Origin of the sequence: Cupriavidus sp. UGS-1, assembly GCF_021213615.1 — a bacterium.
GTDB lineage: Bacteria > Pseudomonadota > Gammaproteobacteria > Burkholderiales > Burkholderiaceae > Cupriavidus.
The window spans coordinates 48,349-73,714 of the sequence record NZ_JAJQJF010000016.1; the positions used below are offsets into that span (position 1 = coordinate 48,349).

Sequence of the window (25,366 nt, forward strand, 5' to 3'; positions counted from 1 at the left end):
GATGGAGTGGGCTTGAAGCGGATGGCAGTGGGATAGCGAGCGCCGCTACCTCTCCCCCGCCCCTCTCCCGCAAGCGGGAGAGAAGAAAACCTGCGAGAGAACCGACGGTCTTCTCCCTCTCCGTCCAGCGGAATCAGAGTACCGACGGTGTTCTCCCTCTCCCCCTCAGGGGGAGAGGGTCGGGGAGAGGGGGTGGTTTGCCACCCTCTCCCGCACGAAGCCTCACATCACCTTGTCCGGCTTGCCCTCGTTGCCCGCGATGAACGGGCTCCACGGCTGCGCGCGCAGCGGCTTCGGCGTCTTCCAGACGACCGAGAACTGGCCATCGCCCTTGACCTCGCCGATCATCACCGGCTTGTACAGATGGTGGTTCTCGCCCATCGTCAGCGTGAAGCCGCTCGGCGCCTTGAAGGTCTGGCCGATCATCGCGGCGCGGACCTTGTTCGGATCGGTGGTGCCGGCCTTCTTGACCGCCTGCGCCCACATATGGATGCCGACGTAGGTCGCTTCCATCGGATCGTTGGTCACGCGCTTGTCGCCGCCCGGCAGCTTGTTGGCCTGGACCCAGGACGCCCATTGCTTCTTGAACGCGTCGTTCTCCGGGTTCTTGACCGACATGAAGTAGTTCCATGCGGCCAGATGGCCGACCAGCGGCTTGGTATCGATGCCGCGCAGTTCTTCCTCGCCGACCGAGAACGCGACCACCGGCACGTCCTTGGCCTTCAGGCCCGCGTTGCCCAGCTCCTTGTAGAACGGCACATTGGAGTCGCCGTTGATCGTCGAGATCACCGCGGTGCGGCCGCCCTGCGAGAACTTCTTGATGTTGGCGACGATGGTCTGGTAATCGCTGTGGCCGAACGGCGTGTAGACCTCCTCGATATCCTTGTCGGCCACGCCCTTGCTCTTCAGGAATGCGCGCAGGATCTTGTTGGTGGTGCGCGGATACACGTAGTCGGTGCCCAGCAGGAAGAAGCGCTTCGCGCCGCCGCCCTCCTTGCTCATCAGGTACTCGACCGCGGGAATGGCCTGCTGGTTCGGCGCCGCGCCGGTGTAGAAGACGTTCTTCGACATCTCCTCGCCCTCGTACTGCACCGGATAGAACAGCAGCGCGTTCAGTTCCTCGTAGACCGGCAGCACCGACTTGCGCGACACCGAGGTCCAGCAGCCGAAGGTCACCGCAACCTTGTCGTTGCTGATCAGCTGGCGCGCCTTCTCGGCGAACAGCGGCCAGTTCGACGCGGGATCGACGACTACCGGCACCAGCTTGCGGCCCAGCACGCCGCCGCTCTTGTTGATCTCGTCGATGGCCATCAGCGCGACGTCCTTCAGCGACGTCTCCGAGATCGCCATCGTGCCCGACAGCGAATGCAGCACGCCCACCTTGATCGGCTCTTTCGATTGCGCGATCGCCAGCGGGCTGGTACCGATCATCGCCGCGGCGGCCACCGCCGACAGCTTCAATATCTCACGTCGTTTCATTGCAGCTCCCTAGCTCGTATTGGTGTTCGAGGAAGAACGCACCCCGGCAGGGACTTCTGCAACTAGCGTGCCACCAAAAAAGAACGCGGCCTGTGGCCGCGTGGGGAACTGCATCGAGATGACGGCACCGTGGCGGTGCGCCGGCGCCTTGCATCACGATGGTGCGATGACGCAAAGCGGTGCGGCGCACCGCGCCGGGGCGTCAGGAATAGCGCCGGCTGATCGATTCGGCGACGCAGACCGGACGGTCGCTGCCCTCGCGCTCGATCGTGACCTCCCAGGTCGACTGCGCGCCGACCAGGTCCGGTGCATTGGGCGGCGGCGCGATGCGCTCGACCTTCAGCAGCTTGATGCGCGCGCGCAGCCGGCTGCCGACCGGCACCGGCGCGGTGAAGCGCACGCGGTTCAGGCCGTAGTTGACGCCGATCTTGACGCCCGGCATCTGCATCGCACTCTGCATCAGCGCGGGCAGCAGCGACAGCGTCAGGAAGCCGTGCGCGACCGGCGCGCCGAACGGCGATTCGCGCCGCGCGCGTTCGGGATCGACGTGGATCCATTGATGGTCGCCGGTCGCCTCGGCGAACAGATTGACCTGGTGCTGCGTGATCTCGGTCCAGTCGCTGACGGCGACCTCCTGCCCCTGCAGGCCCTCGAGTTCTTCCAGCGAAGCGATGGTGCGCATCTTCTCTCCTTGTCCAATGTCAGGCCGGCCGGCGGCCATACATGCCCATGCCCTTGACGGTGCAGACCAGCTCGCCGCGCTGGTTGACCGCCTCCCACTGCGTGTGCACGACGCCGCGATCGGGCTTGGACTGCGACGGCCGCTTGTCCAGCACCGCGACAAACACGGTCAGCGTGTCGCCGGCATAGACCGGCTTGAGCCAGCGGATCTCGTCGACCCCAGGCGAGCCCATGCTGGCGGATTTCGATGTCATGTTGTCGACCAGCATGCGCATCATCACCGCGCAGGTCATCCAGCCGCTCGAGATCAGGCCGCCGTAGATGCTCTTCTTCGCCGCCTCCTTGTCGACGTGGAACGGCTGCGGATCGTATTGCGTGGCAAAGCTGACGATCTCGTCCTCGGTGATCAGCCGCGAGCCGAGCTCGCGCCGGCTGCCGACGACGAAGTCTTCGAAGTACATGGTGTCGGACATGGGGTCTCCGTGGTTGTCGGTATCGACAATGTAGCGAGTGTGTTCCCCCTCTCCCCTCAGGGGAGAGGGTCGGGGAGAGGGGTGGTTTCAGTCGCCACGTACATAGCGACCGCCGCTGCCCTCTCCCCCTCCCCTCTCCCGCACGCGGGAGAGGGGAGAAACCCGGAATGCAAAAAGCCGCGCCGGACGTTCAGCCCGAGCGCGGCCTTGCTTGCCTCAGCGGCTGGCCATCATGCCGCCTGCTGGAATTCCGGCAGGCTGGCGAAGCGGCCAAGATGGTGGTCGACGTCGCCAAAGGTCGTGTTGATCAGCGTCAGCCGCTTGAACATGTGCGCGGCCGGCAGTTCGTCGGTCACGCCCATGCCGCCGTGGATCTGCACCGCTTCCTGGCCGACCGTGCGCGCCGCCTGTCCGACCCGCGCCTTGGCGGCGGACACGTAGCGGCGGCGCTCCTCGGGGCTGGCCTCGTCGAAGCGGGCCGCGGCCAGCAGCGTGATCGAGCGCGACTGCTCCGCATGGATGAACATCTCGACCATGCGGTGCTGCAGCGCCTGGAAGCGCGCGATCGGCACGCCGAACTGCTGGCGCGTCTTGGCGTACTCGATGGTGGCGGCTGTCAGCGTGTCCATCACGCCCACGGCCTCGGCGCACAGCAGCACCGCGGCGTAGTCGGCGACCTGCTCGAGCAGCGCCCAGGCCTGGCCCTCGGTGCCCAGCAGTTCGCCAGAGGCGTCCTGGAACGTGATATCGGCCGCGTGCAGGTTGTCGATCGTGCGGTAGTCGCGGATGGTGACGCCCGGCGCCTTGGCATCGACCAGGAACAGCGAGATACCGTCCTGGTCGGCGTTGCCGCCGCCGCTGCGCGCCGACACCACCAGCTTGTCGGCCTGGCCGCCGTGGATCGCCACGACCTTGGTGCCGTTCAGCTTGCCGCCCTTGGCGGTCACGCGCACGTCGTTCAGCGTGTAGCGTGCCTCGCGCTCGTTGAACGCGGTGGCCAGCTTGATTTCGCCGCCGGCAACCTGTTCGAGCACCGCGTCCTGGCCGCCGGCCTGCTTCAGCGCGTAGGCGGCGGTCACCGTCGCCAGATAGGGCTCGACCACCAGGCCGCGGCCCAGCTCCTGCATCACCACCATCATGTCGATGGCCGACCCGTTGAAGCCGCCCTGCGCCTCGGGCACCGGCAGCGCGGTCAGGCCGAGTTCGACCAGCGCGTTCCAGGCCGCCTCGCTGTAGCCGGTCTCGCTCTTGTAGGCCTTCTTGCGGGACTCGAAGTCGTAGCTCTTGTCGATGAAGCGGCGTACCGCATCAGCCAGTTGCTTCTGCTCGTCGCTGAGATTGAAGTTCATGGTTCCTGTCTCCTCACAGCCCCAGGATCATCTGGCTGATGATGTTCTTCTGGATTTCGTTGGATCCGCCGTAGATCGAGGTCTTGCGGAAGTTGAAGTAGTACGCGGCCAGCGGCGCGGCATCGTCGTAGCCGGTCACCGCATGCTCGGTCTCGCACTCCAGGTAGTCGCGGTCGAACGGCTGCGCGTACGGGCCGACGGCTTCGACCATCAGCTCGGTCAGCATCTGCTGGATCTCGGTGCCCTTGATCTTCAGCAGCGAGGCCTCGGGGCCGGGGCCCTTGCCGGCGCTCTCGCTCGACACCACGCGCAGCACGGTGATTTCCAGCGCCATCAGCTCGATCTCCAGCGCGGCGACCTTGGCGCCGAACACCGGATCCTCCAGCAGCGGCTTGCCGTTCTTCTGCTGCTGGCGCGCGACGCGCTTCAGGAAGCCGAGCTCGCGCTTGGAATTGCCGACGCGGGCAATGCCGGTGCGCTCATGGCCGAGCAGGTACTTGGCGTAGGTCCAGCCCTTGTTCTCCTCGCCGACGCGGTTCTCGACCGGCACCTGGACGTTGTCGAAGAAGACCTCGTTCACCTCGTGGTCCTCGTCGAGCATGATGATCGGACGCACGGTGATGCCCGGCGTCTTCATGTCGATCAGCAGGAACGAGATGCCCTCCTGCTTCTTGGCTTCGGGGTCGGTGCGGACCAGGCAGAAGATCATGTCGGCATGCTGGCCGAGCGTGGTCCAGGTCTTCTGGCCGTTGACGATGTAGTGCTTGCCGTCCGGAGTCAGTTCGGCGCGGGTCTTCAGCGAGGCCAGGTCCGAGCCCGAGCCCGGCTCCGAATAGCCCTGGCACCACCAGTCGGTGCAGTCCAGGATGCGCGGCAGGTAGTACGACTTCTGCTGCTCGTTGCCGTACTTCATGATCACCGGCGCGACCATCGCGACGCCGAAGGGCAGCACGCCGGGCGCGCCGACGCGGGCATTTTCCTCATCCCAGATATGGCGCTGGGTCGCGTTCCAGCCGGTGCCGCCGTACTCGACCGGCCAGTGCGGCGCCGACCAGCCCTTGCCCGCCAGGATCTTGTGCCAGCGCACCAGATCGTCGCGGTTGGGCCGGCGGTGATTCAGAATCTTGGCGCGAATGTCCGCCGGCAGGTTGGCTTCCAGCCAGCTGCGCACTTCCTCGCGGAAGGCGTTGTCGGCCGCCGTGTAATTGAGATCCATGCCCGTCTCCAGTGATGCCGGCTGCGGCCGGCAAATTGTTCTGGCCAACGCACCCTCGCACCGGCGCGAAGGCGGGCACGGGACGCGATTCAGTGAGCCGTCTGCTTCAGCGCATCCGGCACCACGAGCGGAAACGTTTCGATGCCCTCTTCGGCGAGCGCCTGCACTTCCTCCGGCGACGCCGTCCCGCGGATGCCGCGTTCCGGTGCCTCGTCGTAATGCATGCGCCTGGCCTCCTCGGCAAAGCGCGGCCCCACGTCCTCGGTCTGCGCCAGCACCTGCCTGACCGCCTGCAGATACAGCGATTGCAGAGCCTGCGCCGCCTGCGGGACCGCCTGTGCCTGCCGCGCCGGCGCCTGAGCAGCCGGCTGGCGCTCGGCCGCGCGGGACAGATTCAGGCGCGGGGCGCTCGGCAGCCGCGTCACCGCGTGGTCGCCGCAGACAGGACACTGAACGAGATCGCGCGAAATCTGCGACTGCGCATCGTCCTCCGAAGCAAACCAGCCTTCGAACCGATGGTCATGCGCGCAGCGCAGGTCGAGCACCTTCATGATGTTTCCAGCCCGTCAAAGCAAATATTAGCCGTGAATCGCAAATTTGTGAACGGTCGTTCTAATTTTTTCCTGACCGCGGCCAGCCTGGGGCTGGCGTCTGGGGAAGATGGTAGCGTCTCGCCGAATTTAAAGGTGGGTTGCCCTCTCCCCGGCCCTTTCCCCGGCCCTTTCCCCGGCCCTCCCCCGCAAGCGGGAGAGGGAGAACACCCTTGGCACACCGCCACCAGGCGGTTCGCTCCCCGCTCCCGCTTGCGGGAGAGGGCCTGGGGGAGAGGGCAGCAGCGCTCGCACAAGCAGCGGGCCGGGATCAACCCGGCACCGTCTGCTCCCCCGGCTGCCATGTACCCGACAGCACCTTTTCCAGCCAGAACGCCCCGATGATGGTCTTGACGTCGGTGATGCGGCCCTGGCGGACCCAGTCGATCACCTGCCCCGCCGGCACGATCAGCGTTTCCAGGAATTCGCCGTCGTCGAGCGCCGCCTCGCCGGCGGTCAGGTCGCGCGCCAGGAACAGGTCGATGAACTCGGTCGAGTACGAGATCACCGGGTGGATGCGGGTCAGATAGTCCCAGCGCGCGGCGCTGTAGCCGGTCTCCTCGCGCAGCTCGCGCTCGCCGCAGCGCTGCGCCCCTTCCTGCGGATCGAGCTTGCCGGCCGGGAATTCCAGCATGACCTCGCGCACCGCATAGCGGAACTGGCGCTCCACCAGCACGGTGCCGTCGTCGAACAGCGGGATCATCATCACCGCGCCCGGATGCTCGACATATTCGCGGCCGGCCTGCTTGCCGTCGGGCAGCCGCACGATGTCCTGCTTCAGCGTCAGAAACTTGCCCCGGTGCAGCGTCGCGGACGCCAGGGGGACTTCCTTCAGATGGTCGTCGCCGCCCGCGTCGAGCGCTTCGGGCGAAACCAGGGAGGCGGCGTTGGCGCCTTGGGATCGGGATGACGACATGAACCCTCCGGGATGGCGAGGCCGCCGAAGGTCATGCCGGATTCGGCGTCAGCTCGCGCGATGTTTGACCAGGTACTGCCAGGTGTAGCCGGGGAAGGCGAACACCAGCATCAGGCAGGCGGTGATCGCGTAGAACTGCCAGCCCTGGGCGAAGCGGTTGCCCAGGCCGGCCTCGACCGCGAAGCCGACCGCGCCGACCAACAGATAGTAGACGATCAGCTCGGCGAGCCGCATCCAGAACGGCTTGCGCGGCTTGCCGAGCGGAATGACCGCGAACAGGCGCTGGTTGACGAACGGCAGATTGGCACAGGCCAATGCCAGCAGGATGACAAACCAGCCGCCCGCGGATGCGCTCATTGTGGTGTGCGTGGTGCGCGTGTCGGCCGGGCGCTCAGGCGCCCAGCGTGGTGCGCACGACCTGGTAGCACAGGTTCATCAGCGCGGCCGGGAAGATGCCCAGCACGACGATGACCAGGCCGTTCAGGCTCAGCAGCGAACGCAGGCCGCCCGAGGCCTCCAGCGTTTCCTCGCCGGCCGGCACGTCGAAGTACATCAGCTTGACGATGCGCAGGTAGTAGAACGCGCCGATCAGCGAGAACAGCACCGCCACCACGGCCAGCCACGACATGCCCGCCGCGACCACCGCCTCGAGCACCGCCAGCTTGGCGTAGAAGCCCACGGTCGGCGGGATGCCGGCCAGCGAGAACATCATCACCAGCATCAGCAGCGCGAACCACGGGTTCTTGCGCGACATGCCCTTCAGGTCTTCCAGCGTCTCGGCCTCGAAGCCCTTGTTGGTGCGCAGCAGGATGATGCCGAAGGTGCCCAGCGTGGTCAGCACATACGTGACCGCGTAGAACATCGCCGAGCCGTAGGCGCTGGCGGCGCCGTCGGTCTGGCCGCCGGCCACGCCCGACAGCATGCCCAGCAGCAGGAAGCCCATGTGCGAGATCGTCGAATACGCCAGCATCCGCTTCAGGTTGCTCTGCACGATCGCGGTCAGGTTGCCGATCGCCAGCGACACCACCGCCAGCACCGACAGCATCAGCTGCCAGTCCACCGCCAGCGGCAGCAGGCCCTCGACCAGGATGCGCAGCGTCATCGCGAACGCGGCCAGCTTCGGCGCACCGGCGATCAGCAGCGTCACCGCGGTCGGCGAGCCCTGGTAGATGTCCGGAATCCACATGTGGAACGGTGCGGCACCCAGCTTGAAGGCCAGGCCGGCGACCAGGAAGACCACGCCGAAGGCCAGCATCGTCGTGTTGACGCGGCCGGACTCGACCACGCGGAACACCTCGCCCAGGTTCAGCGACCCGGTGGCGCCGTACATCATCGACATGCCGTACAGCAGGAAGCCCGAAGCCAGCGCGCCCAGCACGAAGTACTTCATCGCCGATTCGGAGGTCACGCGCGAATCGCGGCGCAGCGCGACCAGCGCGTACGACGACAGCGACAGCAGTTCCACGCCGAGATACAGCGTCAGGAAGTTGTTGCCGGTGATCATCACGATCTGGCCGCCCAGCGTGAACAGCGCCAGCATGTAGAACTCGCCGGCGTACAGGTCACGGTCGCCGAGGTAGCGGCGGGTGTAGACCAGCGTCACGAACAGCGCCAGCGCCGAGAACGAGGCCAGCACGTTGGCCATCGGGTCGATCACGGCCAGGTTCGAGAACGCGTAGTGGGTCTCGCCGTTGGCGGCGTTCAGGCCGAACCAGACGGTCAGCACCAGCGTGATCAGCAGCGACAGCGGATAGGCGACGCTCGTGCGGTTCTTGCCGCGCGCGAGGTCGATCCAGTTGACCGCCGCGATGGCGATCGCCAGGAAGATGATCGGGGCCACAGGCGCCCAAGTCGTGGTCGATTCCATGATTCGTTCTCTCCCTGCTTACAGCTTGGACTGCGCCACGTGCGACAGCAGGTTGACCACCGATGCGTGCATCACATCGGTAAAGGGTTTCGGATGCAGGCCCATGTACAGCGTCATCGCGGCCAGCAGGCCCAGCATGACGAACTCGCGCTTGTTCAGGTCGACCAGCTCGGCGACGTGCTGGTGCTTGATATCGCCGAACACCACGCGCTTGACCATCCACAGCGAATAGGCCGCGCCCAGGATCAGCGAGGTAGCGGCCGCCAGGCCGATCCAGAAGTTGTACTGGACGCCGCCCAGGATCACCATCCATTCGCCGACGAAGCCCGAGGTGGCCGGCAGGCCGCTGTTGGCCATCGCGAAGAACACCGCGAACGCCGCGAACTTCGGCATCGTGTTGACCACGCCGCCGTAGTCGGCGATCTGGCGCGAGTGCACGCGGTCATAGAGCACGCCGATGCAAAGGAACATCGCGCCCGAGATGAAGCCGTGCGAAATCATCTGCACGATGCCGCCCTCGATGCCGATCTCGCTGAAGATGAAGAAGCCCAGCGTGACGAAGCCCATGTGCGCGATCGACGAGTACGCGACCAGCTTCTTCATGTCGGCCTGCACCATCGCCACCAGGCCGATGTAGATCACCGCCACCAGCGAGATCGCGATGATGAACGCGGCCAGGCTGTGGCTGGCGTCCGGCGCGATCGGCAGCGAGAAGCGCAGGAAGCCGTAGGCGCCCAGCTTCAGCATGATCGCGGCCAGCACCACCGAGCCGCCGGTCGGCGCCTCGACGTGGGCGTCGGGCAACCAGGTATGGACCGGCCACATCGGCACCTTGACCGCGAAGGCCAGGAAGAACGCCAGGAACAGCAGCACCTGCTCGTTCATCGACAGCTTGGCCTGATGCCATTGCAGGATCTCGAAGCTGCCGGTCTTGTTGTACAGGTACAGCAGCGCGACCAGCGTCAGCAGCGAACCGAGCAGCGTGTACAGGAAGAACTTGAAGGCCGCGTAGACCCGGTTCGGACCGCCCCAGACGCCGATGATGATGTACATCGGGATCAGCGTGGCCTCGAAGAACACGTAGAACAGCATGCCGTCAAGCGAGGCGAACACGCCGACCATGATGCCCGACAAGATCAGGAACGAGGCCATGTAGGCCGCCACGCGCTCGGTGATGACCTCCCAGCCGGCGATCACGACGATCACCGTGATGAAGGCGGTCAGCACGACGAACCACATCGAGATGCCGTCGACGCCGAGGTGGTAGTTGATGTTGAAGCGCTCGATCCACGAGTACTTCTCGACGAACTGCATCTGCGCGGTGCCGCGGTCGAAGTTCAGGATCAGCGGCAGCGTGACCAGGAAGCTGACGATCGAGCCGAACAGCGCGGTCCAGCGGACAAAGCCCGGGCTGCGATCCGAGCCGAAAGCCAGCACCAGCAAGCCGAAAAAGATAGGCAGCCAGATAGCGAAAGAGAGAACCATTTTCGTTGTATTCCTTACTTGGCGCCCACCGCGCTAGCCGAGCCGAAGATCGTGATCGACAGCAGCACCAGCATGCCCAGGATCATCGCGAATGCGTAGTGATAGATATAGCCGGACTGCACGTAGCGGCTGACCGAGGCGACCCAGCCGACCACACGCGCGGCGCCGTTGACCAGCAGGCCGTCGATCAGGCCCTGGTCGCCGCCCTTCCACAGGCCCGTGCCGATCAGGCGCGCGCCGCGGGCGAACACCGCTTCGTTGATGGCGTCCATGTAGTACTTGTTGTCGAGCAACTTGTACACGCCGCTGAAGCGCTGCTGGATCGCGGCCGGGATGTCGGGGCGCTTCATGTAGAAGAACCACGACAGCACCACGCCGGCCAGCGCGAGCCACAGCACCGGGGTCTGCAGCGAGTGGATGCCCATCGCGACCCAGCCGTGGAACATCCCGGCGAGCTCGCGCATCGCGTGATGGTTTTCGCCGACGAAGATCACGTCCTGGAAGGCCACGCCGTTCTTGAAGAAGTCGCCGAACAGCATCGGCTCGATCGCGATCGCCCCGATCACCACCGACGGGATCGCCAGCAGCACCAGCGGCAGCGTCACGACCCACGGCGACTCGTGCGGCTTCTCGCCCGGCGCCAGGCCATGGTGATGGTCGTCGCCATGCGCCTCTTCCTCTTCCTCGGCGTGGTCGTGGTGCAGGTGCGGCTTGCCGAAGCGCTCCTCGCCGTGGAACACCAGGAAGTACATGCGGAACGAATAGAACGCGGTGACGAACACACCGGCCATCACGGCAAAGTAGGCGAAGCCCGAACCGGCGATGTGCGACTCGGCCACGGCCTCGATGATCGAGTCCTTCGAGTAGAAGCCCGAGAAGAACGGCGTACCGATCAGCGCCAGCGAACCGACCAGCGAGGTGATCCAGGTGATCGGCATGTACTTGCGCAGGCCGCCCATGTTGCGGATGTCCTGGTCATGGTGCATGCCGATGATCACCGAGCCCGCGGCCAGGAACAGCAGCGCCTTGAAGAACGCGTGGGTCATCAGGTGGAACACCGCGACCTGGTAGGCCGAGGCGCCCAGCGCGACCGTCATGTAGCCCAGTTGCGACAGCGTCGAGTATGCGACCACGCGCTTGATGTCGTTCTGGATGATGCCCAGGAAACCCATGAACAGCGCGGTGATCGCGCCGATCACCAGCACGAAGGACAGCGCGGCGTCGGACAGCTCGAACAGCGGCGACATGCGGCTGACCATGAAGATGCCGGCGGTCACCATGGTGGCCGCGTGGATCAGCGCCGAGATCGGGGTCGGGCCTTCCATCGAGTCGGGCAGCCACACGTGCAGCGGGAACTGCGCCGACTTGCCCATCGCGCCGATGAACAGGCAGATGCACGCCACCGTCAGCATCATCCAGTCGGTGCCCGGGAAGGTCACGGTCGCCAGCTGGTCGCGCGCGGCGAACACCTCGGTGTAGTTCAGGCTGCCGCTGTAGGCCAGCAGCAGGCCGATGCCCAGGATGAAGCCGAAGTCGCCGACGCGGTTGACCAGGAAGGCCTTCAGGTTGGCGAAGATCGCGGTCGGACGGGTGTACCAGAAGCCGATCAGGAGATACGAGACGAGGCCCACCGCTTCCCAGCCGAAGAACAGCTGCAGGAAGTTGTTGCTCATCACCAGCATCAGCATCGAGAAGGTGAACAGCGAGATATAGGCGAAGAAACGGTTGTAGCCGGGGTCGCCCTGCATGTAGCCGACGGTGTAGATATGCACCATCAGCGAGACGAAGGTCACCACCACCATCATCATCGCGGTCAGCGAGTCGACCAGGAAGCCGACCTCCATCTTGAGCTCGTGGCCGGCGAACGGCAGCACCATCCACTCATAGACCGTGGCGTTGAAGCTGGCCCCATCCACCATCACGTCGCGCAGCACGAGCAGCGACAGCAGGCAGGCGATCGCCACACCGAGAATGGTCACGGTGTGGGCGATGGCGCGGCCGGCGCGCGTCTCCGACGAGAACGATCCGAAGAACTTGGTGCCGAACAATCCCGCGATAGCCGCGCCGGCGAGCGGCGCCAGCGGAATCGCGAGCAGCAGGTTGGGGTTGAGCGTGGTTGCCATAGGACGCTTGTTGGTGTGCGGTCGGGTGCGGTCGGTTGGGTGACGTGTTTCGACAGGATCGGCTCGCGGGCATCAGCCCTTGAGCGCGTCCAGGTCGTCGACGTTGATCGTGTCCAGGTTACGGAACAGCACGACCAGGATTGCCAGACCGATCGCCGACTCGGCGGCGGCCACCGTCAGGATGAAGAAAACGAAGACTTGTCCGGCCAGATCGCCCAGATAGTGCGAAAAGGCGACGAAGTTCATATTGACCGCCAGCAGCATCAGCTCGATCGCCATCAGCAGCACGATCACGTTCTTGCGGTTCAGGAAGATGCCGACGATGCTGATCGCAAACAGGATCGCACCGAGCACCAGGAAATGGGCGAGAGAGAGCACGTCGTTCCCCGATCTTCAGTTCTTGTTGGCGGCGTCGGCTTGCTCGCCGGCGGCTTGCGCGGTCTGTGCCGGCATCGAAACCAGCCGCACGCGGTCGGCGCGGCGGGTGCGCAGCTGTTCGGACACGTCCTGCGCCTTGGTGTCCTTGCGGCGGCGCAGCGTCAGCGCGACCGCGGCGATGATGGCCACCAGCAGGATGATGCCGGCCACCTCGAAGGCGTAGATGTAGTCGGTGTAGATCAGCTGGCCGAGCGCGCCGGTGTTCGAGTAGTCGCTCCCCTGCGGCATCGGCTTGAGCGGCTGCGTGGTGCCGACGAAGTTGCGCACCAGCACGATCGCCATCTCGGCGATGATCAGCGCGCCGACCACCGAGGCCAGCGGCACATAGGTCCAGAAGTCGCGGCGCAGGTGCTCGATATCGATATCGATCATCATCACGACGAACAGAAACAGCACCATCACGGCGCCGACGTAGACCAGCACCAGCAGGATGGCGAGGAATTCGGCCTGCAGCAGCATCCACAGCGCGGCCGCCGTGAAGAACGACAGCACGAGGTACAGCGCCGAGTGCACCGGGTTCCTGGCGGTGATGACTTTCAGTGCGGAGAGCACCAGCACCACTGCGAAGACGTAGAAGATGGTGGTCGTGAATTCCATGGTTCTCGTCGTGCCGCACGGCACAGCCCACCCCCGGTGGCCTGCCCCTGCGGCATCCTTCTAGTTGCCCCTCGCGGGGCACGATTCAATGTGTAGCCTTGCGGCCCGGTTCGCCCGGATTCGCGCCGTTCGCACCGATTCGCGCGAACGGCCGGCGATCAGCGGTACTTCGCGTCCGCCGCCTTGGCCGCCGCGATCTGCGGCTCGTAGCGGTCGCCCACCGCGAGCAGCATGTCCTTGGTGAAATACAGGTCGCCGCGCTTCTCGCCGTGGTACTCGAGAATCTGGGTTTCGACGATCGCGTCGACCGGGCAGGCTTCCTCGCAGAAGCCGCAGAAAATGCATTTGGTCAGATCGATGTCGTAGCGCGTGGTACGGCGGGTGCCGTCGGCGCGCACGTCCGACTCGATCGTGATGGCCAGCGCCGGGCAGACCGCTTCGCACAGCTTGCAGGCGATGCAGCGCTCCTCGCCGTTCGGATAGCGGCGCAGCGCGTGCAGGCCGCGGAAGCGCGGCGACACCGGCGTCTTCTCCTCGGGGAACTGCACCGTGATCTTGCGGGCGAAGAGATAGCGGCCGGTCAAGGCCATGCCCTTGAAGAGTTCCTTCAGGAGCAGGCTGTTGAAGAAGTCCTTGATGGCGAGCAGCATGACGATTGCTTCCTAGTAATTCCACCGGGCGCGGCGCGTGCGCCGCAGCCCGGCTTGGTCCGTCCCGGCCAGCTTCGTGGCCGGGATCGGCGGCGATTTCAGTGCCAGATATTCCAGGGCGACTTCATCCAGATCGCCACGATGATCAGCCATGCGACGGTCAGCGGAATGAAGACCTTCCAGCCCAGGCGCATGATCTGGTCGTAGCGGTAGCGCGGGAACGAAGCGCGGATCCAGATGAACACCGACAGCAGCAGGAACACCTTGATCAGCAGCCAGAAGAAGCCCGGGATCGCGTTGGTCACGACGCTGTCGACCGGGGGCGCCCAGCCGCCGAGGAACATCAGCGCGGTCATCGTCGAGATGATGATCATGTTGATGTATTCGGCCAGGAAGAACAGCGCGAAGCCCATGCCGGAGTACTCGATCATGTGGCCGGCCACGATTTCCGATTCGCCTTCCACCACGTCGAACGGGTGGCGGTTGGTTTCGGCCACGCCCGAGATGAAGTAGACGCCGAACATCGGCAGCAGCGGCAGCCAGTTCCACGACAGGATGTTCAGGCCCATGTTGGCGAAGTAGCCGGTGTTCTGGCCGTTGACGATCGCCGACAGGTTCAGGCTGCCCGACACCATCAGCACGGTGACGAGCGCGAAGCCCATCGCGATTTCGTACGACACCATCTGCGCCGCGGCGCGCATCGCACCGATGAACGCGTACTTCGAGTTCGAGGCCCAGCCGGCCAGGATCACGCCGTAGACGCCGACCGAGCTGATCGCCATCACATACAGCAGACCGGCATTGACGTCGGCCATCACCACCTCGGCCTGGAACGGGATCACCGCCCAGATCGCCACGGCCGGCATCAGCACCATCAGCGGCGCGATCAGGTACAGGCCCTTGCTGACCTGCGAGGGCGTCATCACTTCCTTGAGCAGCAGCTTCAGCACGTCGGCGATCGGCTGCAGCAGGCCCAGCGGGCCGACCCGGTTCGGGCCGATCCGCACGTGCATCCAGCCGATCAGCTTGCGCTCCCACAGGATCAGGTAGGCCACGCACAGCAGCAGCGGCACCACGATGACCACGGCGCGAATCAGGATCCACAGCGGCGTCCATGCGCCACCGAAGACGGCCTGTCCCTGCGAGGTAATCCAATCGATCATCTTTCTCTCTCGCCTGTCGTATTCGCTTCTTTAAGCCGCGGCCACCGGGGCCAGTTCCACCGCCTTTTCCACCAGCACGGTGCCGAACATCGGCCCGAGGCCGACGGCGGCCGGCGTCGCCGCCGACACGCGCACCGTATTGGCGGGCAGACCTTCTTCCAGCACGGCCGGCAGCACCACGCTGCCCTGCCCTTGCGTGACGCGCACCGGATCGCCGGCGGCCACGCCCAGCGCGGCGAACAGGTCGGCCGACAGGCCCACCTGCATCGCGCGGCGCGCAGCCGCGCTCAGCTGCAGCGAATCGGCACGGCGCACGATCGCGTCCGAGTGGTAGATCGGCACGTCGGCGACGCGCTCGATCGCCGGCACGGCGCCATCGGCCGACGGCGCGGCGACCTGGATCGCGGCGGACGTGCGGTTGTTCAGGCGCGGAGCGATCGCGTCGGCCAGCGCTTCGTCTCGGACCGACTCGGCGGTCTCGTAGTCGAAGCCCGGCACCTCCAGCAGGTTGCCCAGCACGCGCAGCACCTTCCAGCCCGGACGGGTCTCGCCCAGCGGGCGGACCACGCCGTTGAAGCTCTGCGGCACGCCTTCGCAGTTGACGAAGGTGCCCGAGGTCTCGCTGAACGGCGCGATCGGCAGGATCACGTCGGCGTATTGCAGCGCGGCCTCCGAGCGGAACGGCGACAGCACGATCACGGTACCGGCCTGGCCCAGCGCGGCCAGCGCGCGTTGCGGATCGGCACTGTCGAACTCGGGTTCGGCGTTCAGCACCACGTAAGCCTTGCGCGGCGTCTCGAGCATGGCGCGGGCATCGGCCCCACCCTGGCGCGGCAGCGCGCCGACCAGATGCGCGCCGACGGTGTTGGCGGCTTCCGTCAGGAAGCCCAGCGTGGCGCCGGTGCTGTCGGCGATCCACTGCGCCAGCGCGTGCAGCGCGGCGAATTGCGGATGGCGGACGGCCTCGTTGCCGAGGAAGACGGCACGGCGCTCGCCCGACAGCAGGGCCTGCGCGGCCGCCTCGGCCAGCGCGCCACCGTCGAAACCTTCCGTGCCGGCCGGAGCGGCGACGCCCTTGGCAGCCGCGACGGCACGCGCCACGCCAGCCAGCGCGGCGGCCCAGGCCGACGGCGCCACGGCGATGCGCGCCGCCAGCGGCATCAGCAGATCTTCGGGACTGGCGCCCAGCACGGCAACGCGGGCGCCCTTCTTGGCGGCCTGGCGCAGGCGCGAGGCCAGCAGCGGTTGATCCTTGCGCAGCGAGGCGCCGATTACCAGCGCGCCCTGCAGCGTCGAGACGTCGGCGATCGGCATGCCCAGCCACGGCGCGCCCTCGACCTTCGCCGAGAAATCGGACTGGCGCAGACGGAAGTCGATGTTGTCGCTACCGAGGCCGCGCACCAGCTTGCCGAGCAGATAGAGCTCTTCGACGGTCGCGTGCGGGCTGGCCAGCGCGGCGATCTGGTCGGCGCCATGCTCGCGCTTGATGCCGGCCAGGCCGTTGGCGACGTACTCGAGCGCGGTCTGCCAGTCGGTCTCGAGCCACTGGTTGTCCTGCTTGATCATCGGCCGGGTCAGCCGGTCGGCGCTGTTCAGGCCCTCGTACGAGAAGCGGTCGCGGTCCGACAGCCAGCATTCGTTGATGGCTTCGTTGTCCAGCGGCAGCACGCGCATCACGCGGTGGTTCTTGGACTGGACGATCAGGTTCGCGCCCAGGCCGTCGTGCGGCGACACCGACTTGCGGCGCGACAGTTCCCAGGTCCGCGCGGTGTAGCGGAACGGCTTGCTGGTCAGCGCACCGACCGGGCACAGGTCGATCATGTTGCCCGACAGCTCGGAGTCCACCGTCTTGCCGACGAAGGTCGTGATCTCGGAATGCTCGCCGCGGTTCAGCATGCCCAGCTCCATCACGCCGGCCACTTCCTGGCCGAAGCGCACGCAGCGGGTGCAGTGGATGCAGCGCGTCATCTCTTCCATCGAGATCAGCGGGCCCACGTTCTTGTGGAACACCACGCGCTTCTCTTCCTTGTAGCGCGATTCGGAGGCGCCGTAGCCGACCGCCAGATCCTGCAGCTGGCACTCGCCGCCCTGATCGCAGATCGGGCAATCGAGCGGGTGATTGATCAGCAGGAATTCCATCACCGACTTCTGGGCCTTGACCGCCTTCTCCGAGTTGGTGAAGACCTTCATGCCCGCGGTGACCGGCGTGGCGCAGGCCGGCAGCGCCTTCGGCGCCTTTTCGACCTCGACCAGACACATGCGGCAGTTGGCCGCGATGGACAGCTTGCGGTGATAGCAGAAGTGCGGGATGTAGGTGCCCAGCTTGCGGGCCGCTTCCATCACCAGGCTGCCTTCCGCAACCTCAACCTTCTTGCCGTCGATTTCGAGTTCAACCATGTTCTGCCACGCTTAGATGTAGGCCGGAACCATGCACTGCTTGTGTTCGACGTGATATTCGAACTCTTTCCAGTAGTGCTTGAGCATGCCGCGGACCGGCATCGCCGCCGCATCGCCGAGCGCGCAGATCGTGCGGCCCATGATGTTTTCGGCAACGTTGTTGAGCAGGTCCAGGTCTTCCTGGCGGCCTTCACCATGCTCGATGCGGTTCACCATGCGGTAGAGCCAGCCGGTGCCTTCGCGGCACGGCGTGCACTGGCCGCACGATTCTTCGAAGTAGAAATAGGACAGGCGCAGCAGCGAACGAACCATGCAGCGCGTCTCGTCCATCACGATCACCGCGCCCGAGCCCAGCATCGAGCCGGCCTTGGCGATCGAGTCGTAGTCCATGTCGGACGCCATCATCAGGTCGGCCGGCACCACCGGTGCCGACGAGCCGCCCGGGATCACGGCCTTCAGCTTCTTGCCGCCGCGCATGCCGCCGGCCAGTTCCAGCAGCGTCGCGAACGGCGTGCCGAGCGGAATCTCGTAGTTGCCGGGACGCTCGACGTCGCCCGAGACCGAGAAGATCTTGGTGCCGCCGTTGTTCGGCTTGCCCATCTTCAGGTAATTCTCGGGACCGACGGCCAGCAGGAACGGCACCGCGGCGAAGGTCTCGGTGTTGTTGATCGTGGTCGGCTTGCCGTACAGGCCGAAGCTGGCCGGGAACGGCGGCTTGAAGCGCGGCTGGCCCTTCTTGCCTTCCAGCGATTCGAGCAGCGCGGTTTCCTCGCCGCAGATGTAGGCGCCATAGCCGTGGTGGGCATGCAGCTGGAAGCTGAAGCCCGAGCCCAGGATGTTGTCACCGAGGAAGCCGGCGGCGCGCGCCTCTTCGAGGGCTTCCTCGAAGATCTTGTATTCGTTCCAGATCTCGCCGTGGATGTAGTTGTAGCCCACGGTGATGCCCATCGCGTACGCGCCGATGGCCATGCCTTCGATCAGCGCGTGCGGGTTGTAGCGGATGATGTCGCGATCCTTGAACGTGCCCGGCTCGCCCTCGTCGGTATTGCAGACCAGGTACTTCTGGCCCGGGAACTGACGCGGCATGAAGCTCCACTTCAGGCCGGTAGGAAAGCCTGCGCCGCCGCGGCCGCGCAGGCCCGAGGCCTTGACGTCGGCGATCACCTGCTCGGGCGGCACCTTCTCGGTCAGGATGCGCTTGAGCTGCTGATAGCCGCCGCGCTTGACGTAGTCTTCCAGATGCCAGTTCTTGCCATCCAGGCCGGCCAGGATCAGCGGCTGGATATGGCGGTCGTGCAGACAGGTCATATTACTTGTCCCCCTTGGCAGCGGCTTCGGCCTTGAGCTCGTCGACCAGCGCGTCGAGCTTGGCGTCGCTCATGAAGCTGCACATGCGGGTGTTGTTGACGATCATCACCGGGGCGTCGCCGCAGGCGCCCATGCATTCGCCTTCCTTCAGCGTGAAGGTGCCGCACGGGGTCGTCTCGTTGTAGTCGATGCCCAGCTTGCGCTTCAGGTACTCGCCGGCGCGTTCGCCGCCGGACAGTGCGCAAGGCAGGTTGGTACAGACGGCCAGCTTGTAGCGGCCGACCGGCTTGGTGTCGTACATGTTGTAGAAGGTGGCCACTTCCTCCACCCACACCGGCGGCATGTCGAGGTACCTGGCCACGAATTCCATGACTTCCGGGGACACCCAGCCCACTTCGCCCTGCGCCACGGCCAGTGCCGCCATCACGGCCGATTGCTTCTGGTCGGCCGGATACTTGGCGATCGCGCGATCGATTTCCTTGAGAGCTTCTGCTGATAGCATGGTCGTTGCCGTGGTGTTGCCTAATGCGCCGATTTACAAGCGAAACGCGCCAGCCGGTGGCGCGGTCCGCATCAGTTGCAGCCGTCGCTGCGTTGTCCTCGCAGGCATGAGCCCCATGCCGGCTTGCCGCGGTCGGTCCGGATCGTCGTCCGGAGGCGGCACGTCGTTAGCGGTCGATCTCGCCGAACACGATGTCCTGCGTACCGATGATCGTCACCGCGTCCGCGATCATGTGGCCCTTGGCCATTTCGTCGAGCGCGGCCAGGTGGGCGAAGCCCGGTGCGCGGATCTTCAGACGGTACGGCTTGTTCGCGCCATCGGAGATCGCGTAGATGCCAAACTCGCCCTTCGGGTGTTCCACCGCCGCGTAGGTCTCGCCCTCGGGCACGCGAATGCCTTCGGTGAAGAGCTTGAAATGGTGGATCAGCTCTTCCATGTTCGACTTCATGTCGACGCGCGACGGCGGCGTGACCTTGTGGTTGTCGCTCATCACCGGGCCCGGATTGCGGCGCAGCCAGTCGACACACTGCTTGATGATGCGGTTGGACTGGCGCATTTCTTCCACCCGCACCAGATAGCGCGAATAGCAGTCGCCGCCCACGCCGACCGGCACGTCGAAATCGAGCTTGTCGTAGACCTCGTAGGGCTGCTTCTTGCGCAGGTCCCACTCGATCCCCGAGCCGCGCAGCATCGGGCCGGTGAAGCCCATCTGCAGCGCGCGTTCCGGGCTGACCACGCCGATGCCGACCAGGCGCTGCTTCCAGATCCGGTTGTCGGTCAGCAGCGTCTCGTATTCGTCGACGTACTTCGGGAAACGGTTGGTGAAATCCTCGATGAAGTCGAGCAGCGAGCCGGAGCGCGCCTCGTTCATCGCCTTGATCGCCCGCTCGTTGTGGACCTTGGACGCCTTGTATTGCGGCATCGTGTCAGGCAGGTCGCGATAGACGCCGCCCGGACGATAGTAGGCCGCATGCATCCGCGCGCCCGACACCGCCTCGTACATGTCGAACATGTCCTCGCGCTCGCGGAACGCGTACAGGAATACCGCCATCGCGCCAACGTCCAGCGCGTGCGAACCGATCCACATCAGATGGTTCAGCAGGCGCGTGATCTCGTCGAACATCACGCGGATGTACTGCGCGCGGATCGGCACGTCGATGCCGACCAGCTTTTCGATCGCCATCACGTAGGCGTGTTCGTTGGCCATCATCGACACATAGTCGAGACGGTCCATGTACGGCACGCTCTGGATCCACGTCTTCTGCTCGGCCAGCTTCTCGGTGGCACGGTGCAGCAGGCCGATGTGCGGATCGGCGCGCTGGATCACCTCGCCGTCCAGCTCCAGCACCAGGCGCAGCACGCCGTGCGCCGCCGGGTGCTGCGGACCGAAGTTCAGGGTGTAATTCTTGATATCTGCCATCGCGGGTTCTCAGTGCCGGTCAGTGCTTCAGGCCGCCGTAGTTTTCCTCGCGGATCACCCGTGGCGTCAGCTCGCGCGGTTCGATCGTGACCGGCTGATAGATGACGCGCTTCTGCTCGGGGTCGTAGCGCATCTCGACATAGCCGGACACCGGGAAGTCCTTGCGGAACGGATGGCCGACGAAACCGTAGTCGGTCAGGATGCGGCGCAGGTCCGGATGGCCCTCGAAGATGATCCCGTAGAAATCGAACGCCTCGCGCTCGAACCAGTTGACCGAGTTCCACACGTCGATCAGCGACGGGATCACCGGCATGTCGTCGTCCGGCGCGAACACGCGCACGCGCAGGCGCCAGTTATGCGTCAGCGACAGCAGGTGCGTGACCGCGGCAAAACGCGGACCGTCCCAGGCACCGTCGCCATAGGTGGAATAGTCGACGCCGCACAGGTCGATCAGCTGCTCGAAACGCAGCGACGGATCGTCGCGCAGCATGCGGGCCACTTCGAGGTAGTCGTCGGCCTTGACGATCAGCGTCAGCTGGTCGAACGACTCCACCAGCTTGCCGATGCGATTGCCGAGCGCCTTCTCCAGCGCGGACTTCAGGGTATCGAGCTTGGCCATGTCAACCCTTGCGCGCGATGGTGTTGGTGCGGCGGATCTTGTTCTGCAGCTGGATGATGCCGTAGATCAGCGCTTCGGCCGTCGGCGGGCAGCCCGGCACGTAGATGTCGACCGGCACGATCCGGTCGCAACCGCGCACCACCGAATACGAGTAGTGATAGTAGCCGCCGCCATTGGCGCACGAGCCCATCGAGATGACCCAGCGCGGCTCGGCCATCTGGTCGTAGACCTTGCGCAGGGCGGGAGCCATCTTGTTGCACAGCGTGCCGGCCACGATCATCACGTCCGACTGGCGCGGCGACGGGCGGAAAATCACGCCGAAGCGGTCCATGTCGTAGCGCGCGGCGCCGGCATGCATCATTTCCACGGCACAGCAGGCCAGGCCGAACGTCATCGGCCACAGCGACCCGGTGCGGGTCCAGTTGATCAGCTTGTCAGCGGTAGTCGTGACGAAGCCTTCGTTCAGAACGCCTTCGATTGCCATTTCACATCACTCCCAATCGAGCGCGCCCTTTTTCCAGATGTAGACGAAGCCCACGATGAATTCCAGCAGAAACACGCCCATGGCGATGAAACCCGGCCAGCCGATGTCCTGCAGAGCGACGCCCCACGGGAAAAGGAAAGCGGTTTCGAGATCGAACAGAATGAAAAGGATGGCGATCAGGTAATAGCGCACGTCGAACTTCATGCGCGCGTCCTCGAACGCTTCGAAGCCGCACTCGTAAGGCGAGAGCTTGGCGGCGTCGGGCTTGTTCGGACCCAGGATCCGGCCGATCGACATCAGCGCGAGGCCGAGCACCACGCCGAAGATGATGAAGACGAGAACGGGGAAATAGGCTTCGAGATTCAAGGTACGGCCAGCCTTATCTGGAATGTTGTCAACAGCACCAGCTGAAGCGGCGTCCTGTTGCCCACCCCAAGCGCCCAACGCCATTGCGCAGACATCACGGCGCCGCCTTGCGGACTGCCGGAGCCCCTCACCGGGGCATTGCCCGGGAGCAGACTCCGATCAAGTTGTTTGGTGCCGACGGCGAGACTCGAACTCGCACAGCTTTCGCCACTACCCCCTCAAGATAGCGTGTCTACCAATTTCACCACGTCGGCTGGGGGAGAAACAATATTGCCTGGCGCCGGGTTTCAAGCCCTTCGGTACGCTGGTTTTGCGGCCATTTTTGCTATTTGGCTGCGCTGCCAGGAACCGTCGCTGGGGAATCGTTTCAAGCCCTGCATTCTAACCCATGATCGCCACTTTGTTCAATGCACAAGTGCAAAATGTTCGGCAATCCCGGGCGCGAATGCCGGATTATTTCGGCACGGCCGGCGCGGCCGGGGCCGATGCCGCGGCGGCCGGCGCGGACGCCGCGGGCATCGAGGCGGCCGGGGCCGGAGCGGTCTGCGGAGCGGCGCCCATCACGCCCAGCGAGGCGGACGGACGGTAGTTGCCCAGCAGCGTCAGCGCCAGCGTGCAGACGAAGAACAGCGTGGCCAGGATTGCCGTGGTGCGCGACAGGAAGTTCGCCGAGCCGGTGGCGCCGAACAGGCTGCCCGAGGCGCCCGAGCCGAACGCCGCGCCGACGTCGGCGCCCTTGCCGTGCTGCAGCAGCACCAGCCCGATCACGCCCAGTGCCGACAGCACCTGCGCGACCATCAATAGAGTTTTCAAAATTGCCATGGATTCGATTCGCTTGCCTGATTCAGACGGTCGGTGCGGCCGGCATCAGGCGTTGCCGATCGCGAGAAAATCTTCGGTTTTGAGCGAGGCGCCGCCGATCAGCCCGCCATCGATATCGGCCATCGAGAACAGCTCGGCCGCATTGTCCGGCTTGACGCTGCCACCGTACAGGATCGCCATGCGCTGCGCCACGCCGGCGTCGCGCGCGGCGACCTGGCTGCGCAGGAAGGCGTGCACGGCCTGGGCCTGCTCCTTGCTGGCGGTCTTGCCGGTGCCGATCGCCCAGACCGGCTCGTAGGCCAGCACCACGCGGCTCAGCTGCTCCACCGACAGCGCTTCCAGCACGGCCTGCAGTTGCCGGCCGACCACGGCTTCGGTCTCGCCCGCTTCGCGCTGCGCCAGCGTCTCGCCGACGCAGATCACCGGCACGATGCCGAATTCGAGGGCCCGCAGCGCCTTGGCGGCCACGGCGGCATCGCTCTCGCCATGGTAGGTGCGGCGCTCCGAATGGCCCACCAGCACGTAGCTGACGCCGAATTCGGCCAGCATCGATGCCGCCACCTCGCCGGTGAAGGCGCCGCGCGCCTCGGCCGACACGTCCTGCGCGCCCCAGGCGACCTGGCTGCCCGCCAGCAACGCCTGGCACTGTGCCAGGTAGGGGAACGGCGCGCACACCGCGAGGCTCGCGCCCGACGGGGCGCCGGCCTTGATACCGTTCAGCAGGGCCTCGTTGGCAGCCAGGCTGCCATGCATCTTCCAGTTGCCGATGACGAGCTTTTGTCTCACGAAAGCGCCTCTCAAAATCAAACCCGCAATTGTACCGCGCTGAGTACCCGGGCGCTACGACCGCGCGATACCCTGCGCCGTCGCGTCACACCGCCAGGCGCGATCGCGCTGAAGCCCGGCGGCGCGGCACGTCCCGCCAGCCTGACGCCGGGCAACGGCCGGCGCTCAAGGGGCCAGGCGTGCCGGTGCCTGCGCCGCGGCCCGCGCCTCCATCCGCTCCATCACCCTCTTCGACACGCGGTAGGAACGACAGGCCTCGACGCAGCAAATACAGGGAAAGAGGCAGCGCAGGCAACAGCATAGCCAGCCCCGCCACGTTCCCGCCCGCTCCAGCTCGGGCTGGACGAGCGCGGTCAACTCGTCGATATCCTGCTGCGTCAGCGCGCCGGGGTCCTCCGACGGCGACAGTTGCGGGCGAATGGTCTGGGGTGCGATTCGATTGGTCTGCATGGCGAGCTCCTTGGTAGTGACCGATGCCGGTATGGCCAAGGAAGTATTCGCCGCCAACTCGCCGGGACTGTCTCGTTGCCACCCCGATTTCAACTTCTGCCCCGCCGGGCGCGCATGCGACAGAAAGCGGCCAGCCATCGCCCGGCCGCTTTGGCCGTCAGCCTTGCCAGGTCAGCACGATCTTGCCGACGTGCTCGCTCGACTCCATCAGGCGATGGGCGTCGGCGGCCTGCGCGGCCGGGAAGACCTGGTGGATCACCGGCTTGATGCTGCCGTTGGCCAGCAGCGGCCACACATGCTCGTGCAGAGCCCGCGCGATCTCGCCCTTGAACGAGGCGGGGCGCGGCCGCAGCGTCGAGCCGGTCACGGTGATACGGCGGCGCAGGATGTCGCCGAGCGGAATCTCCGCCTTGGCGCCGCCGAGCAGCGCGATGATCACGATGCGGCCATCGTCGGCGATGCACGACAGCTCGCGCGCCAGATACGGGCCGGCCACCATGTCGAGGATCACGTCGACACCGCGGCCGCCGGTCAGCGCCTTGACCTCGGCGGCGAAGTCCTGCGTCTTGTAGTTGATCGCCCGGTCGGCGCCGAGCTCCTCGCAGGCGCGGCACTTCTCGTCGCTGCCGGCGGTGACGAACACCTTGTGACCCAGCGCCTTCGCGATCTGGATCGCGGTGGTACCGATACCGCTGGAGCCGCCCTGGATCAGCAGCGTTTCTTCCTTGCCGCGCGGGCCGCGGCCGAGATAGCCGCGGTCGAACACATTGCTCCACACCGTGAAGAAGGTCTCGGGCAAGGCCGCCGCCTCGATATCGCTCAAGCCCTGCGGCACCGGCAGGCACTGCGCCAGCGGCGCGGTGCACAGCTGCGCGTAGCCGCCGCCCTGCACCAGCGCGCAGACGCGGTCCCCGACCTTCAGGCCGAAGCGATTGTCGGGATGCGACAGGTCGCCGCCGACGACCTCGCCGGCCACCTCGAGTCCCGGCAGGTCGGACGCGCCCGGCGGCACCGGATAGTTGCCGGTGCGCTGGAACACGTCGGGCCGGTTGATGCCGGCCGCGGCGACGCGGATCAGGACTTCACCGGGGCCGGGCGCCGGATCGGGACGCTCGGTCAACTGCAACACGTCGGGGCCGCCGTATTCGCGGATCTCGATGGCTTGCATGCTGGCTCCTTGAAACT

The 25,366-nt window shown here is 65.7% G+C and carries 26 protein-coding genes and 1 tRNA gene; all 27 read right to left on the minus strand.

The window, feature by feature from the left end:
- Positions 1 to 222 precede the first annotated feature (222 nt).
- A complete protein-coding gene (gene urtA / locus LRR16_RS18930) occupies positions 223 to 1,479 on the minus strand; it encodes an urea ABC transporter substrate-binding protein (protein ID WP_023263595.1) in 1,257 nt (418 codons plus the stop codon).
- 202 nt (positions 1,480 to 1,681) lie between these two features.
- Entirely contained in the window at positions 1,682 to 2,161 is a 480-nt protein-coding gene (locus tag LRR16_RS18935; RefSeq protein WP_006576677.1) for a MaoC family dehydratase, read from the minus strand.
- A gap of 19 nt (positions 2,162 to 2,180) precedes the next feature.
- Positions 2,181 to 2,633 carry a MaoC family dehydratase gene (locus LRR16_RS18940; RefSeq protein ID WP_064573115.1) on the minus strand — a complete coding sequence of 151 codons (453 nt, stop codon included), beginning with the start codon at positions 2,631 to 2,633 and terminating at the stop codon, positions 2,181 to 2,183.
- A 230-nt stretch (positions 2,634 to 2,863) separates the two neighbouring features.
- Entirely contained in the window at positions 2,864 to 3,982 is a 1,119-nt protein-coding gene (locus LRR16_RS18945) for an acyl-CoA dehydrogenase family protein (RefSeq protein WP_232206807.1), read from the minus strand.
- A gap of 13 nt (positions 3,983 to 3,995) precedes the next feature.
- On the minus strand, positions 3,996 to 5,198 hold the full coding sequence (locus LRR16_RS18950; RefSeq protein ID WP_232206808.1) for an acyl-CoA dehydrogenase family protein: 1,203 nt from the start codon (positions 5,196 to 5,198) through the stop codon (positions 3,996 to 3,998).
- An 89-nt stretch (positions 5,199 to 5,287) separates the two neighbouring features.
- Positions 5,288 to 5,749 carry a DUF1178 family protein gene (locus tag LRR16_RS18955; protein WP_232206809.1) on the minus strand — a complete coding sequence of 154 codons (462 nt, stop codon included), beginning with the start codon at positions 5,747 to 5,749 and terminating at the stop codon, positions 5,288 to 5,290.
- Positions 5,750 to 6,059: 310 nt separating this feature from the next.
- Positions 6,060 to 6,704 carry an NUDIX domain-containing protein gene (locus LRR16_RS18960; protein WP_006576682.1) on the minus strand — a complete coding sequence of 215 codons (645 nt, stop codon included), beginning with the start codon at positions 6,702 to 6,704 and terminating at the stop codon, positions 6,060 to 6,062.
- Positions 6,705 to 6,752: 48 nt separating this feature from the next.
- Positions 6,753 to 7,061, minus strand: a complete 309-nt coding sequence (locus LRR16_RS18965) for a DUF2818 family protein (protein WP_006576683.1) — start codon at positions 7,059 to 7,061, stop codon at positions 6,753 to 6,755.
- A 34-nt stretch (positions 7,062 to 7,095) separates the two neighbouring features.
- Positions 7,096 to 8,571 (minus strand): NADH-quinone oxidoreductase subunit NuoN, encoded by a 1,476-nt coding sequence (gene nuoN, locus LRR16_RS18970; RefSeq protein WP_064573112.1) that lies wholly within the window; start codon positions 8,569 to 8,571, stop codon positions 7,096 to 7,098.
- Between the two features lie 18 nt (positions 8,572 to 8,589).
- A complete protein-coding gene (locus LRR16_RS18975) occupies positions 8,590 to 10,056 on the minus strand; it encodes an NADH-quinone oxidoreductase subunit M (RefSeq protein ID WP_064573111.1) in 1,467 nt (488 codons plus the stop codon).
- A gap of 14 nt (positions 10,057 to 10,070) precedes the next feature.
- Positions 10,071 to 12,179: an NADH-quinone oxidoreductase subunit L gene (nuoL, locus tag LRR16_RS18980; RefSeq protein ID WP_232206810.1), complete on the minus strand. Its 2,109-nt coding sequence runs from the start codon at positions 12,177 to 12,179 to the stop codon at positions 10,071 to 10,073.
- 72 nt (positions 12,180 to 12,251) lie between these two features.
- Positions 12,252 to 12,557, minus strand: coding sequence for an NADH-quinone oxidoreductase subunit NuoK (gene nuoK, locus LRR16_RS18985; protein WP_006576687.1), 306 nt, complete (start codon positions 12,555 to 12,557; stop codon positions 12,252 to 12,254).
- Between the two features lie 15 nt (positions 12,558 to 12,572).
- Positions 12,573 to 13,214: an NADH-quinone oxidoreductase subunit J gene (locus LRR16_RS18990; RefSeq protein ID WP_232206811.1), complete on the minus strand. Its 642-nt coding sequence runs from the start codon at positions 13,212 to 13,214 to the stop codon at positions 12,573 to 12,575.
- A gap of 158 nt (positions 13,215 to 13,372) precedes the next feature.
- Positions 13,373 to 13,864: an NADH-quinone oxidoreductase subunit NuoI gene (gene nuoI, locus LRR16_RS18995; RefSeq protein WP_006576689.1), complete on the minus strand. Its 492-nt coding sequence runs from the start codon at positions 13,862 to 13,864 to the stop codon at positions 13,373 to 13,375.
- A 98-nt stretch (positions 13,865 to 13,962) separates the two neighbouring features.
- Positions 13,963 to 15,027: an NADH-quinone oxidoreductase subunit NuoH gene (gene nuoH / locus LRR16_RS19000; RefSeq protein WP_023263596.1), complete on the minus strand. Its 1,065-nt coding sequence runs from the start codon at positions 15,025 to 15,027 to the stop codon at positions 13,963 to 13,965.
- 30 nt (positions 15,028 to 15,057) lie between these two features.
- Positions 15,058 to 17,424, minus strand: coding sequence for an NADH-quinone oxidoreductase subunit NuoG (nuoG, locus tag LRR16_RS19005; protein WP_064573104.1), 2,367 nt, complete (start codon positions 17,422 to 17,424; stop codon positions 15,058 to 15,060).
- Between the two features lie 12 nt (positions 17,425 to 17,436).
- The gene (nuoF, locus tag LRR16_RS19010; RefSeq protein WP_053821438.1) at positions 17,437 to 18,732 is read right to left on the minus strand and encodes an NADH-quinone oxidoreductase subunit NuoF; all 1,296 of its coding nucleotides are present in this window, start codon (positions 18,730 to 18,732) and stop codon (positions 17,437 to 17,439) included.
- Between the two features lies 1 nt (position 18,733).
- Complete coding sequence (gene nuoE / locus LRR16_RS19015) at positions 18,734 to 19,234, minus strand: NADH-quinone oxidoreductase subunit NuoE (protein ID WP_006576546.1); 501 nt, start codon at positions 19,232 to 19,234, stop codon at positions 18,734 to 18,736.
- A gap of 166 nt (positions 19,235 to 19,400) precedes the next feature.
- Positions 19,401 to 20,654 carry an NADH-quinone oxidoreductase subunit D gene (locus LRR16_RS19020; protein WP_006576545.1) on the minus strand — a complete coding sequence of 418 codons (1,254 nt, stop codon included), beginning with the start codon at positions 20,652 to 20,654 and terminating at the stop codon, positions 19,401 to 19,403.
- Positions 20,655 to 20,673: 19 nt separating this feature from the next.
- Positions 20,674 to 21,273, minus strand: a complete 600-nt coding sequence (locus LRR16_RS19025; RefSeq protein WP_006576544.1) for an NADH-quinone oxidoreductase subunit C — start codon at positions 21,271 to 21,273, stop codon at positions 20,674 to 20,676.
- 1 nt (position 21,274) lies between these two features.
- Positions 21,275 to 21,757, minus strand: a complete 483-nt coding sequence (locus LRR16_RS19030; RefSeq protein ID WP_006156837.1) for an NADH-quinone oxidoreductase subunit B family protein — start codon at positions 21,755 to 21,757, stop codon at positions 21,275 to 21,277.
- 6 nt (positions 21,758 to 21,763) lie between these two features.
- The gene (locus tag LRR16_RS19035) at positions 21,764 to 22,123 is read right to left on the minus strand and encodes an NADH-quinone oxidoreductase subunit A (protein WP_006576543.1); all 360 of its coding nucleotides are present in this window, start codon (positions 22,121 to 22,123) and stop codon (positions 21,764 to 21,766) included.
- 169 nt (positions 22,124 to 22,292) lie between these two features.
- Positions 22,293 to 22,377: transfer RNA gene (locus LRR16_RS19040), tRNA-Leu, on the minus strand.
- A 199-nt stretch (positions 22,378 to 22,576) separates the two neighbouring features.
- Positions 22,577 to 22,945 (minus strand): preprotein translocase subunit SecG, encoded by a 369-nt coding sequence (gene secG, locus LRR16_RS19045; protein ID WP_064573103.1) that lies wholly within the window; start codon positions 22,943 to 22,945, stop codon positions 22,577 to 22,579.
- A gap of 45 nt (positions 22,946 to 22,990) precedes the next feature.
- A complete protein-coding gene (gene tpiA / locus LRR16_RS19050; RefSeq protein ID WP_006577039.1) occupies positions 22,991 to 23,731 on the minus strand; it encodes a triose-phosphate isomerase in 741 nt (246 codons plus the stop codon).
- Positions 23,732 to 23,896: 165 nt separating this feature from the next.
- Positions 23,897 to 24,181, minus strand: coding sequence for a hypothetical protein (locus LRR16_RS19055; RefSeq protein WP_232206812.1), 285 nt, complete (start codon positions 24,179 to 24,181; stop codon positions 23,897 to 23,899).
- A 157-nt stretch (positions 24,182 to 24,338) separates the two neighbouring features.
- Positions 24,339 to 25,349: an NAD(P)H-quinone oxidoreductase gene (locus LRR16_RS19060; RefSeq protein WP_232206813.1), complete on the minus strand. Its 1,011-nt coding sequence runs from the start codon at positions 25,347 to 25,349 to the stop codon at positions 24,339 to 24,341.
- Positions 25,350 to 25,366: the final 17 nt, after the last annotated feature.